The 15,835-nt window shown below is 36.5% G+C and carries 8 protein-coding genes and 1 pseudogene; 6 read left to right on the forward strand and 3 right to left on the reverse strand.

All coding sequences use genetic code 11. The annotated features are described in order from the left end of the window. The first annotated feature begins 216 nt into the window (after positions 1-216). The 4 genes from EHQ43_RS01515 (at position 217) to EHQ43_RS01530 (ending at position 8,319) form a co-directional block, all read left to right on the forward strand. The gene (locus tag EHQ43_RS01515; RefSeq protein WP_135769976.1) at positions 217-6,096 is read left to right on the forward strand and encodes a TIGR04388 family protein; all 5,880 of its coding nucleotides are present in this window, start codon (positions 217-219) and stop codon (positions 6,094-6,096) included. 104 nt (positions 6,097-6,200) lie between these two features. After that, the gene (locus EHQ43_RS01520; RefSeq protein ID WP_135769977.1) at positions 6,201-6,956 is read left to right on the forward strand and encodes a hypothetical protein; all 756 of its coding nucleotides are present in this window, start codon (positions 6,201-6,203) and stop codon (positions 6,954-6,956) included. Positions 6,957-6,986: 30 nt separating this feature from the next. Then, complete coding sequence (locus tag EHQ43_RS01525; RefSeq protein ID WP_135769978.1) at positions 6,987-7,640, forward strand: MORN repeat-containing protein; 654 nt, start codon at positions 6,987-6,989, stop codon at positions 7,638-7,640. Continuing rightward, positions 7,624-8,319, forward strand: a complete 696-nt coding sequence (locus EHQ43_RS01530; protein ID WP_135769979.1) for a hypothetical protein — start codon at positions 7,624-7,626, stop codon at positions 8,317-8,319. The genes EHQ43_RS01525 and EHQ43_RS01530 overlap by 17 nt, the downstream gene beginning before the upstream one ends. 1 nt (position 8,320) lies before the next feature. Here the strand turns inward: EHQ43_RS01530 and EHQ43_RS01535 are convergent, their stop codons facing one another. From EHQ43_RS01535 to EHQ43_RS01545, 3 genes are all read right to left on the reverse strand, one after another. Further along, positions 8,321-8,875 carry a tetratricopeptide repeat protein gene (locus EHQ43_RS01535; RefSeq protein ID WP_135769980.1) on the reverse strand — a complete coding sequence of 185 codons (555 nt, stop codon included), beginning with the start codon at positions 8,873-8,875 and terminating at the stop codon, positions 8,321-8,323. Positions 8,876-8,972: 97 nt separating this feature from the next. Next, positions 8,973-10,097 (reverse strand): NHL repeat-containing protein, encoded by a 1,125-nt coding sequence (locus EHQ43_RS01540; RefSeq protein WP_135769981.1) that lies wholly within the window; start codon positions 10,095-10,097, stop codon positions 8,973-8,975. A gap of 22 nt (positions 10,098-10,119) precedes the next feature. Further along, the gene (locus EHQ43_RS01545) at positions 10,120-10,698 is read right to left on the reverse strand and encodes a hypothetical protein (RefSeq protein ID WP_244242588.1); all 579 of its coding nucleotides are present in this window, start codon (positions 10,696-10,698) and stop codon (positions 10,120-10,122) included. 507 nt (positions 10,699-11,205) lie between these two features. Between EHQ43_RS01545 and EHQ43_RS01550 the strand changes: the two are divergent. Continuing rightward, positions 11,206-12,003 (forward strand): annotated as a pseudogene (locus EHQ43_RS01550) (DDE-type integrase/transposase/recombinase); the annotation flags it as partial. A gap of 876 nt (positions 12,004-12,879) precedes the next feature. Next, positions 12,880-15,492 (forward strand): DEAD/DEAH box helicase, encoded by a 2,613-nt coding sequence (locus EHQ43_RS01555; RefSeq protein ID WP_135769982.1) that lies wholly within the window; start codon positions 12,880-12,882, stop codon positions 15,490-15,492. Positions 15,493-15,835 lie beyond the last annotated feature (343 nt).

Raw genomic sequence — 15,835 nt, forward strand, 5'->3', positions numbered from 1 at the left:
TTGTCATAAAGTCAGTTAGCTGGACTGGAATCGAGACTAAATTTATTCGTATACTCTTGTTATGCCCTGATCTAAACAAATGTTGCAAACTGTAACTACCATTTGAATCCAACAGAAAATCAGGCTAAATTAGAAAATTATAGTTTCATAAATTTTTGTGTTAGCTGATGCTAGGCATAATTGTTGGAATTAAGACGAATCGGCAGGGTAGACTATATGAAAAAATTGAATGCAAAAGGTAACCATTTTACTTGGATTTCTCTATTTTGGAAAAAGTCAAACCAGCGGTATACAAGTGCCATTCTAATTTTTGCCTATTTATTAACATTTTTCTCGCCGCTCGTTTCACTTTCTGCTCAAGTAACTGTTCCAGTTTTAAATAACCAACAATTCCAAAACCAAGATTTGATGGAAGCCTATGCGATTGCTGATAGACAGGCTACCTCCGTAGAACATTGGGATACTTTAGTTAATACTTACCTTTATAATTTATACACAAATTGGCAAGAGACTGCAGAGGCAAAAATTTCAGAATTTGTCGCGGCAGTAAACACTTCGGATGCATATAATTCTGTAGAAGCATATAGAGAGTATGTATATAATGGTCTCCAAGGTCAAAAGGCAATTTTAGAACAAAATTGGATGGAAGAGGCAGAAACTGCTATCCAATTGCGTCGAGAGAGTTTTTTACTTTCAAATACACTTTCGACATATAATTCCGTTGAAGTAAATTCCACTCAAACACAAACAAATCTAGGAACCAATCCAAATCAGAATGCGATTGAACAAGCCCAAGAAGCCGTACGTATTGCACGTGAACAATGGGAAAGAGAACACGCGAATGCTATTGCAAATGGTCTTTTCCAATATGAACTAGCCATCGGAAGTGCAGATAGAACGTATGAAAATTTAGTCTCGCAAATTGCTACGACAGAATCTCAATTTTTAACACAATTGGAGAACTTAAGAACGTACGAGAATACGGTAAGAACACAAATTAGTACGAAAGTGAATCAATTGCAAACTTACTTACAATCAAATTCTGTGTTTTACGAAACAGATGCAAACGGCACACCGATAATTGATATTAATCATCTAACGTCTGACGGACAAAATCTGAAATCGTTAATGACACAAATGCAAGATGCAATTGCAAATAAAAGTTCTTTAACAACAATCTCTGGTATGTTGAAGGATTACTTGGCAGCTCAAGAGTCTGTAGCTGCTTCAAACAAATCCTACTGGCAAGGCAAGGTATACGGTGTTTCTGATTTAAATAATATCATATCTGCAGCGAATGTAGGGAATAATTTTTTAAGTGATCCTGTGATTGCTGCCATAAAATCATACTTTGATAATGGGTATGACGTTAATGCATTAAAATCTTTTATAAATCAAAGATTAGGTTTAAATACGAATTTTAAATATGTTCAATCCATATCTGCGATTGATATGGTGGGTACTAGCAGTAGTTATAATCCCTATCCAGTGACCATAGGTAGTGGAGGCACTGGAGAAAACTATAGTTCAGTAGGGGATAATGCTTTTACATATTGGGCGACAGGTTGCGGTTATTGGGGAGTTTTTCTATGCATAACACAAGATTTTCAAGAAGAAAGTGTTCGTACGAATCTAGAATTCACTCTTTATGATGCGAATGCAGATTCGAATGCTTCTGCTTGGGGAAGTTATTCGACTTCTTTAGATGGAATGGTCTCTACATGGGAATCTGCCATTATACCTGCCATTTCCAATTGGGAAAACCAAGTTAGTTTGTATGCAAGTCAGTATGCATCCTGGAAAGCGCAATCTGAATCCATCCTTGCAGAAGCCGCTCTAACACGCGATGCGGAAGTGAGTGGAATTTCGGAAGCTCGTGCAAATTGGCTGAGCAAAATGAACGCCCTACAACAAAGTGGTGATGTGGTTTGGGGTACTGTTGAGTCGTCTCTTAGTGAAAAGTCTGCTGCAATTCAGAATGCCGTAAGTAGTGGTATTACAGGAAAAGAACTTTCAGACTTCATTTCGTCTAAAGCATCTGATCTCACTGAAATTTTATCTGTGTTGCCACAAAGACCAACTGTAGAATTAGACACGAAGTTGATCCAAACTGCTGGTTTGCAGACACCACAAGTTTCGGATTCGTTTTTTACTGCCGCAAACAATTCATTTCTGACCGATTTGGGTAGTATCCAACAGTTTATGAATTCACTCGATAAAACATTTACAGGGGCTCAAAACTTAGCACTAGCAAATTCGATGAATACAATCGCAGAAAATGCAACAATGAATGGAATGTCACAAATTTACAATTCTTTGACTGCAGCTGGCGCAACCGCATCCTATGATTCAAATGGAAATATTGTTGTAACACAATCTATTTATAATGGGCAAGCAAATCTTCGAGCAGGTGCTGATGCTACATCTGCATCAAGTTACGATGCAGGCATGTCAAATTATTCTACGGTAGTTGTTGCACCAGAAAGCATTAAACTTTCGAATACGGGTGGATTATTTGATACATGGAATAACTCAACGATTTTCACTGAATTCCAATCAAATGCAAATCAATTTTCTTCAAGTTTCAATCAAGTTGCAGCTAGATTAAATTCAAGTTTAACTGATGTTGCAAGAATGAATCAAAGAGGTGCCGAGGCCTTTCAAGCAAGTGCCATATCTCAAGCTAATACAGCGCAGATGGTGAAGTCACTAGCTGAAACACTTGCGTCTGGTGGCACTGTACAATCGTGGGCAAAAAGCCAAGCAGAAGGATATGTCAAATCCCAGGTTGCTCAAGCGATTTCAAATGCGACAGGTGGTGCCGTTAGCGCTGATTTGATCGTTGCATTCTTAAATAAACGACAAGCCGACAAAGCAAAAAAAGAAGCAGAAAGAAAAAAGACAATGCAGGTTGTTCAGACTGTCGCCGCGATTGCGACCGTAATTGCAGTAGGAGTAATGACTGGCGGTTTCGGTTTAGTTGGCTCAGTAGGCACTGCAGGAGGAACTGGTGGCGGAGCTGCCGTTGCTGGAGGAAGTGGCGGAGCTGCGGTTGCTGGAGGAAGTGGAGGAGCTGCGATTGCTGGAGGAAGTGGAGGAGCTGCGATTGCTGGAGGAAGTGGAGGAGGATTTTTAAGTGCCGTCGGTTCAATTGCAAGTTCCGTTGGTAGCGCTTTTGTTAGCGTTGCATCATCCGTTGCTACTTTTTTTACTACCACTGTGCCAACTTTTGTTGCTGGTGTCTCTTCCGCAGTAGTTACAGGTATTTCTACAGTGCTTTCCTCGACTGAAGCCTTGATGGTATTAGCAGCAAATACAACTGTTCAAACAATTTCTGGATATGAAATCGGTGGTAATAATGGAGCGGCTGCAGGTTTTGTGAATGGCGTCGCTATGGTTGGGACTGGTGGTGGTCTGGGATTGCATATTTCTGAAAATGAAGGGAATTTTGGTGCCGCTATTGGAATAAATGCTGGTGGCATTGCAGCTGGTTTGAGTGTAGATCCGACAGGCTCACTTTCTGCGCAAATAGGTTTAGCATTGGGAAGCCCAGCAGGTCCAACCGTGGGTGTTAATATTGGTCCAGGAGGAAATACTACAGGAGTGGTAACAGTTCCTTTTAATCCTGCAACAGGCTTCGAAGTCAGTTTTGGAGATGGCCAAGCTACTGAAGTGGGAATTGTCACTAATGTAGGCGTTGGAACTGGGACAAATGTATCAATTGGCACTGGGGGCGTTGAAATCTCAACAAATGTTGGCAATGTTACTTCAAATGTTGGCGTCGATACCAATGGAAATATCACAGGAGATATAAATCTCAATAATGGACCAGGTGGAACTTATGATGTAAGTTTTGGAACTGGACAAGCCACTACAGTCACAGTAACGAATGGAAATACAAATGCTGTAATAGGCCCAGATGGAGTAACAGTCACTACAACTACTGGGTCTACTGAGGCTATCGTGAATGTAAATGGGGATGGTGAAATATCAGGAAATGTAACTTCCGTAAACCCAGGTGGTTCCTATGAAGTAAGTTTTGGAACTGGTGAAGCAACAACGATTGTTGCAACTGATGGAACATCGGAAGTTCAAATTGGCCCCGACGGTGTTAGTGTTTCCACAGAAATAAACGGTGAACAGGTTTCAGTTGATTCGAATGGAAACACGACTATCAATGGTTCAACCCCAGAAGAACTCATCAATTCCATCGACTTAACAAATCCTCTCACATTTGGTGTGAGCCCTGAGGCATTTGCTGATTTAACGGCAGGTCTTGCTATTGATGAAGTCAATGGATTTGTTGATTTCTTGAATTCGTATCCAGCTGACCTTGCAGCCTTAGGTTTATCAGGTATGCTTGGTGCGTATCTCTTCACCATTGGAAGAAGGGAGGAAGAGGAAGATGCGCTTTTAGATGGGGAAACCGAGTCTGATCAAGATCAGCCAGTGGATGGCGAAACAACCATAACTGATAGAGGGGGTGTTCCTTTAGACGGTGCTGGTGGTGGAGCTTCCCCCGGACTAAGTATGAAGGATCCCAACATTGGACCTGGTGGAACTTATATTGATGCACAATTTACATTCAAAAGTATCGCAGATACCAAGGCCAAGTTAGAAGCATACAATGCGAAGTTTGGAACAAACTTTACCTATGCTGAGCTGATGTTTTACAATACGCCTTACGATACTGCGGGGCCAAGCCCCGGTAATTCTGCTGGATCATCTATAATTCCTGCAGATAAGAAAATGTTTTTTCCTCCATTTGGCTCAACGATCGACAATAGTGATTTATTTCAATTGGAAGAGTTTGTAATAGATCCTAACGATAAGTTATTTCTCTATAAGCAAGTTAATGCTTTTAACTTGAATAATGGCACAGAATATACTTGGCAACAAATTGCAGATCTAAACGGGATTAAAAATCCAAATGAAATAAAGACTGTTACTAAGTTTTATATCCCAAGTAACATTGATCGGGCAGCAAATGGATTGGAGAGTCTAGGAGATATACGTAAGGCAGCAGCGGAAAAGGCTAAGGCAGAACTTATCATTAAAATGATGAAAGAAGAGTCATCGAATGTCGCAAATCGGGAAGATTTAGTGGGAACCCCAGGTGATCTTTCCGGTCCAGAAAAATTGGGTTGGGAAATTATCTCTATTAAGCCTCCTGTCACGCTCCAGTATCCTGGAGGTTATTTTACAAGTCCTTTAAATCCGGAAGTAATTTATGAGCAGAAACTATCCGGTTATAACAAAGACGGATCTCCAGCAGTGAATATGCAAAAGGTCACCGAAAAACTGGTAACGGATGAAAATGGATATACTTATCGGAAGAAAACTTTTGAAGTCTGGGATGCCACTTCCGATCCAGCAGACTGGGTGACATTGAATCATGGGGATGCGATTACATCTGATCCGGAGGGAAGGTTAAGGGTGATTCCTCAAGGCAAAATTGAAGAATATATCACCAAGAACAATATCCACAATGCACAGGTAACAGTGAATGGAATGGACAACCAAGGTTTGGATGCCATTCAAATGTACCAAGCGACTACGGCAATTCGCAACCAAGAATCGCCAAGAGAAGCGGTAATTCCGACGTTTCATATATTTAAGGATGACAATCTGGCAAATAATGCGAAAGACGTTGTACAAGGAAGTTACAACCCTGCGACAAATGGATATTTTGGAAGTCAATCTGTGATTGAATCCATTCAAAAGTTTATTTCTGCAGGGGCGTTCACGGAAGGTGGAACTTTGATTGGCCATAGTGCTGGTGCTTTTAATGTCGCAAGAGCTATAAGTGCAGGGCTGAAATCCAAAGCAATCGATCTTGAAAAATTAGAGAATCTAAATGTGCAAACCTATGGTGGCGTACATGATATGATTTTGAATTCTGTGGTAAATTCCTGGATAGATACTTATAATAGTAAGGATGTTGCGGATCTTGTGAGTTATCCAGGAGAGGATAAAACAAAAGATAATTATGTAAAGATCACTGACTCGACGGGTCCCGCCTACAATGAAAGTGTCGTCAGACATAACTTTCTAACAGAATATACAGACGATTTCAGAGAACATCAAGAAATATGATTCAAAAATTCATACGATTTTACAAACTGAGTCCGATTGTTCTGTGTATAACTATGGGTCAGGTCTGTTCTTTATCGAGCAAATTTCACCTAGTTAATAAGTATTTGTTAGAAGATAAAAATATTTTCATTTCCAATGCGAAAGACGAACTAGATCGTCATGTAAGTTATTTTATTCTTCCTGAAATAGTTAGTGGTATTGGTTTGGGTATTAGTGAAGAAAAATTGTATCAACTCATTGGTAGTCGAAAATTTAATGAAAGATTTACTTATAATCTTACGCTTCCGAAAAGAATTAAATATTTAAAATATATTCCGGTTTCAAAGATAGTTGTTTTCTTTGGCGGAAGTACAACTGTTACTCGCGATGTAAGATCAACTCGTTATAATACGAGAGAACGGATGTCAGTCACCTTTTATTTTTATAGAGACCGATTGATTCACAAAACTATCATTCATACAGATAATGTTGAAGGAAAGAAGGTTTTTCTTCCTCTTACTTCTGATGAAATTATGAATGCGAAGCCATACGTTCCTGACTCATTAGATACGACGAATGGATTAGCTGGTACAAATTACTGGCATGATGCAAAATACTATGGTTTCGTAAATGGTTTCTTAGCAGAAAAAAAAACTTTAGAGGGGAAAAGGTATTTTATACCGAATGTAAAGGTTAGTAACTATATTTTAGATGAAGATTTTTTTACAAAAAATTATTGTGAACTCTTTGCATACTGGGAATTCCCTGATTTCGAATCAGATTTACAAAAATCTGGCTATTACCAACTGAAAGCAAAACTTGACAAAGACTACGAATATAAAACTGGCTATTGGGCAGTAAAAGAAAATTCTAAATTTTAATCATTATTTTTAGCCGGCATCTTTTTACTCATGAAATTTAAGTTAACCCCCCTCCATCATCTCTCCAAAACCCAGAAAATCATATTCTCCATTGGCTTTCTTCTCTTCCTCGTTGGTTCCATCTTTTATGGCACTCGCAAATACCGCGAATCCCAATTTTCAAATTCAATTATTTGCCTCTCTGGAGATTGTTCGAGTGGTTTTGGTAAGATCCAATACTCTACTGGTGAAATCTATTCAGGCCAGCTAAAAAATAAAATTCCCAATGGGAATGGAAAAATGGATTTCAAAGACAAAGCCGTCTACGAAGGGGATTGGGATATGGGTCAAATGGAGGGTTACGGAATTTACACATACCCAGATCAAAATGTTTTTTCTGGCAAGTTTCAGAAAAACAAACGGGAAGGATTTGGGAAGTTTTCGATCGGCCATTATTCAATCCAAGGGAAATGGGAAAAAGATTTTTTAGAAGGTGAAGCTCTCATTGGATACGAAGGTAAAAAATGGAGTGGCTTTTACAAAAGAGGAAAACTCATATCAGGATACGGAATCCTTTTTTATCCCGAAGGAAAACGTTACATAGGCCAAGCCAGAAACGGGAAACGAAATGGATATGGCCAATTAGAAAATGCAAAAGGTGAGATCTTAGAAAAAGGGAAGTGGGAAGATGATCGAAAAATTTAAAAATACTTGGGAAAAATTCATAAATTATTTTCTTTTTAATATTCAGTTTAACTTTTCGATTAATAAAGATTCTAATAAAAATTTCGGAATTAAAAATATTCTTAAGTTTAGTTTTTATTCTTTTTTATGCATTCAGTTCGTTGGCATGTTACTTCCAAATATACTATATCTTTTAAATTTTGATTTTATTTTAAAATACCAAGAAGATTTAACCTATGAATCACTTGCTCAGATTAAATATTTTGGATTCTTTATCTATTTACTAACGCATTATCCAATCAATCAATTTACAATCTTAATTTTAGTTTCACTGTATCTGGGATTTTTGATTAGTGCATATGTCTTGGCAGATTATCTATTTGGAGATTCTGATTTAAACTGGAGTGGTGCAGCAATTTTGGGATTCACATCCTATTTGCCATGGCAATTTACAATGTCTACCATGAGTCTGAGCTATGTATTCTTTTTAGTGAATGGATTTCCAAGTGATCATTACTTACGCCAGTGGTTTGTGATCATAAACACTTACCTTTTACTTTTTAGTTTTTTGCTGACATTTTATCTTGCTATTAAAAATGCTGGTATAATTTCAAAATTGAAACTTAGAAAAAGAATTTTGATAAGCTTGTTCCCTTGTATTTTATTTATTTTAATAGCAGGGATTCTCACATCTGAGTAGATTATTTTTTCTCCAATTCTTGGATTCTCTTTTTCGTTTCATCAATTGCTTGTCTGTTTGATGGATCTATTTTTGATAAAAATATTTTATATTCTTGGATTGCGTCCTTTTTCCTTTTTAATTTTGCGTAGGTAGCTGCAAGATTGAATCGTGCTTCTAAATTTTCATGATTTGGTGAATTTTGAATCGCCTTTTTGTAGCTTTTTAATGCTGAATTATAATCGCCAAGTTCGTAAAAACATTTCCCCAGATTATAATGGCCACGTATATATTTTGGATTTATTTGAATCGTTGATATGAATAGCGGTTTTGCTAGGTCATATTGTTTTAATGTTAAATGGATTGCTCCTTGGTTGTTAATATAATCTAGATTTTTTGGATCTAACAAGCTTGCTTTTTTAAAAAGTTGTAAGGCTTCCGTTGGATTACTTTTTGCAATGACTAGTGCATGTTTGTTAATTTCTAATGCTTCTTTAGTGAGTTCGTTTTCACTATTTGATTTTGTGCAACTTAAAATAAATATAAAAGGAATAATAAAAATTAAGATATTTCTCATGAATGAAGAGTCCTGGGTCTTTTGTTTAAATCAGGTATAAAAAATACCTCTGGCATTAAAAACCAAAGGTATTTTTGATTTTTGGAATTTAATCAAATTAAGGAACGATTTTCCTAATCGCATTATTTCCATAATCACCAACAAATAAGTGCCCATTACTATCAGTGGCAATTCCATAAGGTTGATTAAATCTTGTGTTGAATCCAATTCCATCTACAAACCCAGAAATACGAGTTGTAGCACCAGCTATGGATGTTACTACGCCATCACTTGTAACTTTACGAATTGCACTGTTTGTGGAGTCAGAGACGTAAAGATTACCAGAACTATCCAAGGTGATTCCAATTGGTTGCGTGAATCGAGCAATGGTACTAACACCGTTCACATAACCAGAAATTCCAGAGGGAGAACCAGCTAATGTCGTTACGACACCGGCACTTGTGATTTTTCGAATTGCGTTATTATTCGTATCTCCGATGTAAAGATTTCCTGCACTATCTACTGCGATGCCACTTGGACGAGTGAACCTAGCAGAGGTTCCAGTTCCATCAACAAAGCCAGAAACGGAGGTAGTTGAACCTGCAATAGTAGTTACTACACCTGCGCTTGTAACTTTACGAATGGCATCATTTTGGCCATCGGCGACATATATATTTCCGGCAGTATCAATTGCAAGCCCTAGAGGTTGGTCGAACTTTGCTGCACCACCTGTTCCATCGACAGCACCCATTCCTCCGCCTCCACCAGCCAAAGTAGTGACAACACCTGCGCTTGTAATTTTCCTAATTACCATGTTTAATGAATCACCGACATAAACGTTTCCAGCACTGTCTACAGCAACTCCAAAAGGTTCATTGAATCGTGCGGCAGTTCCTGTTGCATTTGTTAAACCTGAAACACCAGTATCTGATCCAGCAAAAACTGTTACAACACCTGCACTTGTAATTTTGCGAATACAATGATTACCAGTATCGGCAACATACATATTTCCAGCGCTATCGAAAGCTATGCCATTCGGTTGTTTGAACTTTGCTGCTGTACCTGTCGCATCAACCAGACCTGAGGAGGCCTGTCCAGCAAAGGTTGAGACTACAGCAGTGCTAGTTGGCTGAGTTGCAAGTTGCAGGAATAGAAATGTGGTTAAATCATCATTGCTATCTTTTGTTTTGCAATTTGAAATAAAAAACAATAGTAAAAGAGTAGTAAGAATTTTATTTGTCATTTTTAACACCAGTGTTATGGGACTATAAGTATCCATCTTTCTTTAATCGTACTACCAAGGTCTGATAAGTATTAAGAAACAATTCTTCTTTATTCTTTGTTGGACCACCAGTAAATGGAAACACAAAAATCATAGGTAACCAAGATACCATCGTCACAGAATCCTTTAATTCATAGTTACTATTTTTATTTCCTTTCACTGCAGATACCTTAATGTCTACACTGATAGTTTGCCAAAATGGAATAATGGTTAACGAAGATGCATTAAAAAGTCGAGGAAGTACTAACCATGCGCTTGTATCGTCAAAACCAACACCATCAATAACCAATTGCGCTTCTTTTGGACCTTCCACAAGATCACAACAGCCAGATTCTAAAATAGCCTTATCAAACCAGCTTTTATGGATCGCTGCCCAAGAAACTGGATCAATACCTGGTGGCGATTCAAATTTCCAACGACTGAATACTTTTACTCGCTCTGTTTTGTTAGATACATAATCTGAAGCTTGTACCAGAGGTAACTTATTTGCTTTAAAAGTTGCGCATCTTAATCCAACTATACAGATGAAAATAAGAGTAGATTTAAAAAGAAGTTTCTTCACTTTTTTAGTCCTTAAATTTGTAATAAAGTAAAAAATAATGACTCGTATGTATACTAATTTCTTGGAAATTTTGAGATTTCTCTTCGAATTTTTGGATATTTTTAGTAAAAAGCGTTTTAGGCAAGCGCTAGTAGATTTTTATTGAATCGTTCGCTTTTACAGAAAATCAAGAAAGTAGAACGGAAAAATGAAATGTATCTCCAGTGTTTCATTTTAATACTTTTAATTTTGAATTTAATTTATAGCTTAATTCGAAATCTCCATTTGAAAAATTGTGAATTGATTTCAGATTAGGAAATTAATGAGTTCTTTCGTTCCCAATTATTTCAATTCTAAAAATTTTGATGTAATTTATCGACTAAATGGCAATATTGAATCAGGATTTTAATCATACTTTTTGTAAAGGATGTACGAGTACACTCATAAACGGTATGGGAAGGTCAGATAGGTAACAAAAGAGACAACTCACATAGGTAACATCTACAATGAGTATCGGAGGACAATCCGATGCCTTGGAAGGAAACCAAAGTGATAGAAGAAAGAATCAAGTTTATAGCAGCTGTTAAAAGTGGCAAATGGTGTTTTGCTGATCTTTGCAGAGACTTCAACATCTCAAGAAAAACTGGATATAAGTATCTAAAGAACTACGAGTCGGAAGGAATCGATGGACTCAAAGATAAATCCAGAAAACGGATCACTCAATCCAATGAAACTCCAGAAAAAATTGTTCGATTGATTATAGATTTACGAGAAGAACATCCATCTTGGGGACCTAAGAAACTTCGGCCCATATTAAAAGCACGATTCCACAGACTAAAACACATTCCCAGTGAAACAACAATTGGTAATATTCTTAGGAAAAAAGGACTTATCAAACCAAAGAAGAAACGACCAAGAGTTCCACAATCACTCTTTCCGTTTTCTGATGTTGTTGCTCCTAATGATGTTTGGTGTGTCGACTTTAAAGGCCATTTTACTGGAGGAAACGGGCATCGTTGTGATCCATTGACGATAACCGATGCGCATAGTCGTTATCTACTTGCCTGCGAAATCTTAAACAAAGCGAATGTAGAGCAAACAAAAGCCGTATTTGAAAGGGTTATTAAAGAATACGGACTTCCAGTTGCCATTAAGTCGGACAATGGAGCTCCATTTGCAAGTAAGGCGATTGGTGGCCTCACAAGTCTTTCTGTTTGGTGGTTAAAACTCGGGATTCGACCGGAACGGATCCAACCTGGGAAACCATCTCAGAATGGACGTCATGAAAGGATGCATTGTTGGCTAAGAATCTTGAAAAATAATACAAAAACGATTATAAAAACTAGATAGCTAGCAATTGAAACCGAAGAATATTTGAAGAAAGAAACGAATAGGGTGCTGAGGGCTTCTTAAGAGTCCACCTCTTATGGTTTCCTATGATTGCAAATCAATTGAAGAATAGTTTGATTTAAATGAAAATCAAACTATTCATTGTAAACTTCCATATTGGGGAGACTTTAATAAAAATCCCTATTCCTAAGATAATTTAACTTGTATTAATAATTGTCAGTTTGGCGGCAAATTGATCGGATTTTTTACGAATAAATTAGCGAGTATTAAATCACTGTATATAATAAAATTTTTTAACGAAATCTTGCAATAATTTCTAAATAGATTGAAATCAATAAAATTGAACCTTATCAAATTTAGGATATCAGCCCTCTACTGTATTTCATCTACTTTTGATTTAAGTTTTACTGTATATTTTAAAATACAGTTGATGCATTTAGAATTTAATTGAACAACTGTTTTGTTTTGCTCATGGGACTGAGGGGGCGAAGCTATGCCTAAGGTCGCTACCTTACAAATTTTAGAATTCGAAAGGTCGTAAATTGTTGATCCAAAGTAGCAGTTTTATAGAATTGACGGGTAAAAGTGTAGCCTATTTGAGCGATCTCAGATGTTGCCAATTCACTTTCCTGTACGAGTACACTCAAAAGCAGTAACGCCTGTTAAGCGACATAATCTATATTATCGGAAGAAGCATATTGCTTCATAATAGATGGTATCTGAAAGCTTGGCTAGTAAAGACTGCACTTCAGATGCAATAGATGAATCTGTTACTTTACGGACAAAAAACGAAACTCTAATAAATTCAGTTATGCGTCATTTTTAAAATCGATAGTAACACAGAGGTAACTCATGGGATTTAAAATAAAAAATCAAAAAAAAAGTAATTATAACTCACCAATTGAATTATTTAATGATATAAAAGAAAGGAAAGTTGCAGGACCATTGCTCATTCAAGGCAATGTAATAAATGAATATACATCAAAGTTCCTAAACTCACCAAATGTTGCATTAGAGATGCCCACTGGAACAGGAAAAACTCTTGTTGCGCTTTTAATTGCAGAGTGGAGGCGAATTCAATATGGAAACAAAATTCTTTATTTATGCCCCACAAAACAACTTGCCTATCAAACAAAGTTTGAAGCGGAAAATCGCTATGGTATAAAAGTAAATGTAATGGTAGGAGCAAAAAACGAGTTCAGCCAAAAAGAAACTATGGAATACGAGACTAACAGTAAAATAACTGTTACAACTTATTATTCTTTCTTTAATATAAATCCGTACTTTTCAGATCCAGATATTATAATTATAGATGACGCTCATTCAGCAGAGTCAACATTATCTCAATTATTCTCAATTAACCTAACTCCAAGAGACGAATCAAATAAAGGGGCATTTTCTGCCTTTTTAGAAGAATTAAAGCCAATTTTATCAAATTATGATTTTCCATACTTTAATGGCGAGATTACAAAAAATGCAAATTCAAGTACTTTGCTCCCTATTCATCAATACGCGACTTTGATTCCTAAGCTAATCGAATGTTTGGATGAAAATCTAATAAATTCAGATCCTAATAAATTTGCATGGTCCTTGTTAAGAAGTAAATTACATTCCTGTAATATTTTCCTTGATAGTGAAGAAATTTTAATTAGGCCATATATCCTCCCTATTCCAACGTTCGATTCCTTTCGAAATGCTAAACAACGGATTTTTCTCTCTGCTACGCTAGGCGACGATGGATATTTGAACAGATTATACTGTTTAGACAAAATTGAAAAGGTAAGTGGTAAAGTTGGATCAGAGAAGCAGGGAGTAGGTAGAAGGTTTTTTTACTTTCCATCAAAGGCATTTGAACCTGCTGAAATAGGAAAATTAATTTTTGATATATTCAAATGCTTTGATAGAGCTATATATCTAGTCGCTAGCGACAGTAAAGCGAATAAATTAAAGGAGGAATTCAGAAGTCTTAAATCGGTTACAGTTTTTGGAGTAAGAGATATTGAGTCGTCTAAGGATAAATTTATCTCAACAAAGAATGCAATAGCAATAATCGCAAATAGATACGATGGAATGAATTTTCCTGGAGATGAGTGTAAACTTATGTTTATTGATGACTTTCCTAAAACGTTATCGCTACAAGATTCATTTCTTATCAATCAACTGGGCGGGTCGTTTTTACTTAAAAACAAATTAAATACTAATATTACTCAAGCACTTGGAAGATGCAATAGGTCAACGTTAGATAATTCTATGATAGTTGTATTAGGTCAAAAATTACCATTGTATCTACTTTCTGAATCTAACTCAAAGTCATTTCATCCAGAACTACAAGCAGAACTATCCTTTGGCCTAGACCAAAGCGATTTAACTGAAATTAAGTCACTGACTGAATTAATTTCCTTTTTTAATAATCAAACTACAGAGTGGCTAGATGCTGAAAAAGCGATCATAGCGATAAGGAATGAAAAAAATCAGGAAATAGCCCCCTATCAATCAGAATTAGCTGAATTGTCAAAACTTGAATCTAAATTTCAATTATCATTCTGGGATAATGACCTATTAAAATCACTAGATTATGTAAAAGAAATTCTTTCGAAGGCAAATCACAGCGAATTACAGCCGTTTCGAATTTTCTGGAATTACATCGCCTCAAATATATATTTTCAATTATTCTTAAAATCTCAAAATACTGCTTTCATGGAAAATTCGAAATTACATCTTCAACAATCTATTTCTAGTCCACTCGGAAGAGCTTGGCTTGGAGAGTTAGTCACAAACCTCTCAATAAAAAGTCTTCACACCGAAGATTCAAAAATTGATCAAATTTCGTTATTACAAGCGCAAAATTTAGAAACATTATTCATTGAAACTGGAATTATATCAAACCGAAACTACAACAAAAGAAAACTTAGTATTTTAGATGGATTGAATAGTAAGAAAGCAACAGAATTTGAAATTGCCAATATGCACTTAGGTGAATTTTTAGGATTCGCGATCGATAAGCCTCTGGATTCAGGTTCATCAGATTGTATTTGGTACCTGCCTAATAAAATCGCATTTGTTTTTGAGGATAATAATGAAGCCTTAGATCAAAATAAAATTACTACACATAAAATTGATCAAGCAAATAGACACATTGAAAGAACAAGAGAAAGATTAAAATTAAAAAAAGAGATTCCGTTATACTCTATCATTGTATCAAATTGTGAAAAGATAGATTTGAATGATCTACCAAATACAAAAAACATTTATTTATGGAAAGTAAAAGATATTATTGCTTGGGCTAATAGATGCTTTAATGAAATTGAGTCTATAAGGAATACATTTTCTAGCGAAGGAAATATGTTTTGGTACAATGATACTGCAAGGCAAATTCAAAAATCAAATTTTAGCTGTGATTCAATCAGAAAAGAAATATCCAAAGTTTCTTTTCAAGATTTAGAAATCATTAAAAACGACACATAACAGCGACTTAACGCTTCGCGTCGGGACTTGCGCCCTCGCTCGGTCTGCGACACATTCCTTTCTGGAACTCCTCTTGCCTCCGCAAGCCTCGTTCCAGTCCCTAACGTCCCTTCGGGACTCAGGGTCGAGGAACTTCGGTAAGTCTAGTTCGTTATGCGAAAGCCAATGCTTGTATGCCTCAGGACATAGGTAACACTTTCAGGTTTCTAATCCCTTTAGATCACCTTTACAGGAGGGCTTTGGGGATGCCTTGGAAGGAGAATAATATCGTGGATTTAAGATTTCAATTTGTTCTGGATAGCTTCCAGAATGACGTCAATTTTACTCAGCTTTGTGCTCAGTA

Origin of the sequence: Leptospira bouyouniensis, from assembly GCF_004769525.1 — a bacterium.
Taxonomy (GTDB): domain Bacteria; phylum Spirochaetota; class Leptospiria; order Leptospirales; family Leptospiraceae; genus Leptospira_A; species Leptospira_A bouyouniensis.

Bases quoted from the DNA above. Each gene is read 5' to 3' on its own strand.
- EHQ43_RS01555 (WP_135769982.1), top strand. From the start codon at position 12,880: ATGGGATTTAAAATAAAAAATCAAAAAAAAAGTAATTATAACTCACCA.
- EHQ43_RS01540 (WP_135769981.1), bottom strand. From the start codon at position 10,097: ATGACAAATAAAATTCTTACTACTCTTTTACTATTGTTTTTTATTTCA.
- EHQ43_RS01530 (WP_135769979.1), top strand. From the start codon at position 7,624: ATGATCGAAAAATTTAAAAATACTTGGGAAAAATTCATAAATTATTTT.
- EHQ43_RS01535 (WP_135769980.1), bottom strand. From the start codon at position 8,875: ATGAGAAATATCTTAATTTTTATTATTCCTTTTATATTTATTTTAAGT.
- EHQ43_RS01525 (WP_135769978.1), top strand. From the start codon at position 6,987: ATGAAATTTAAGTTAACCCCCCTCCATCATCTCTCCAAAACCCAGAAA.
- EHQ43_RS01515 (WP_135769976.1), top strand. From the start codon at position 217: ATGAAAAAATTGAATGCAAAAGGTAACCATTTTACTTGGATTTCTCTA.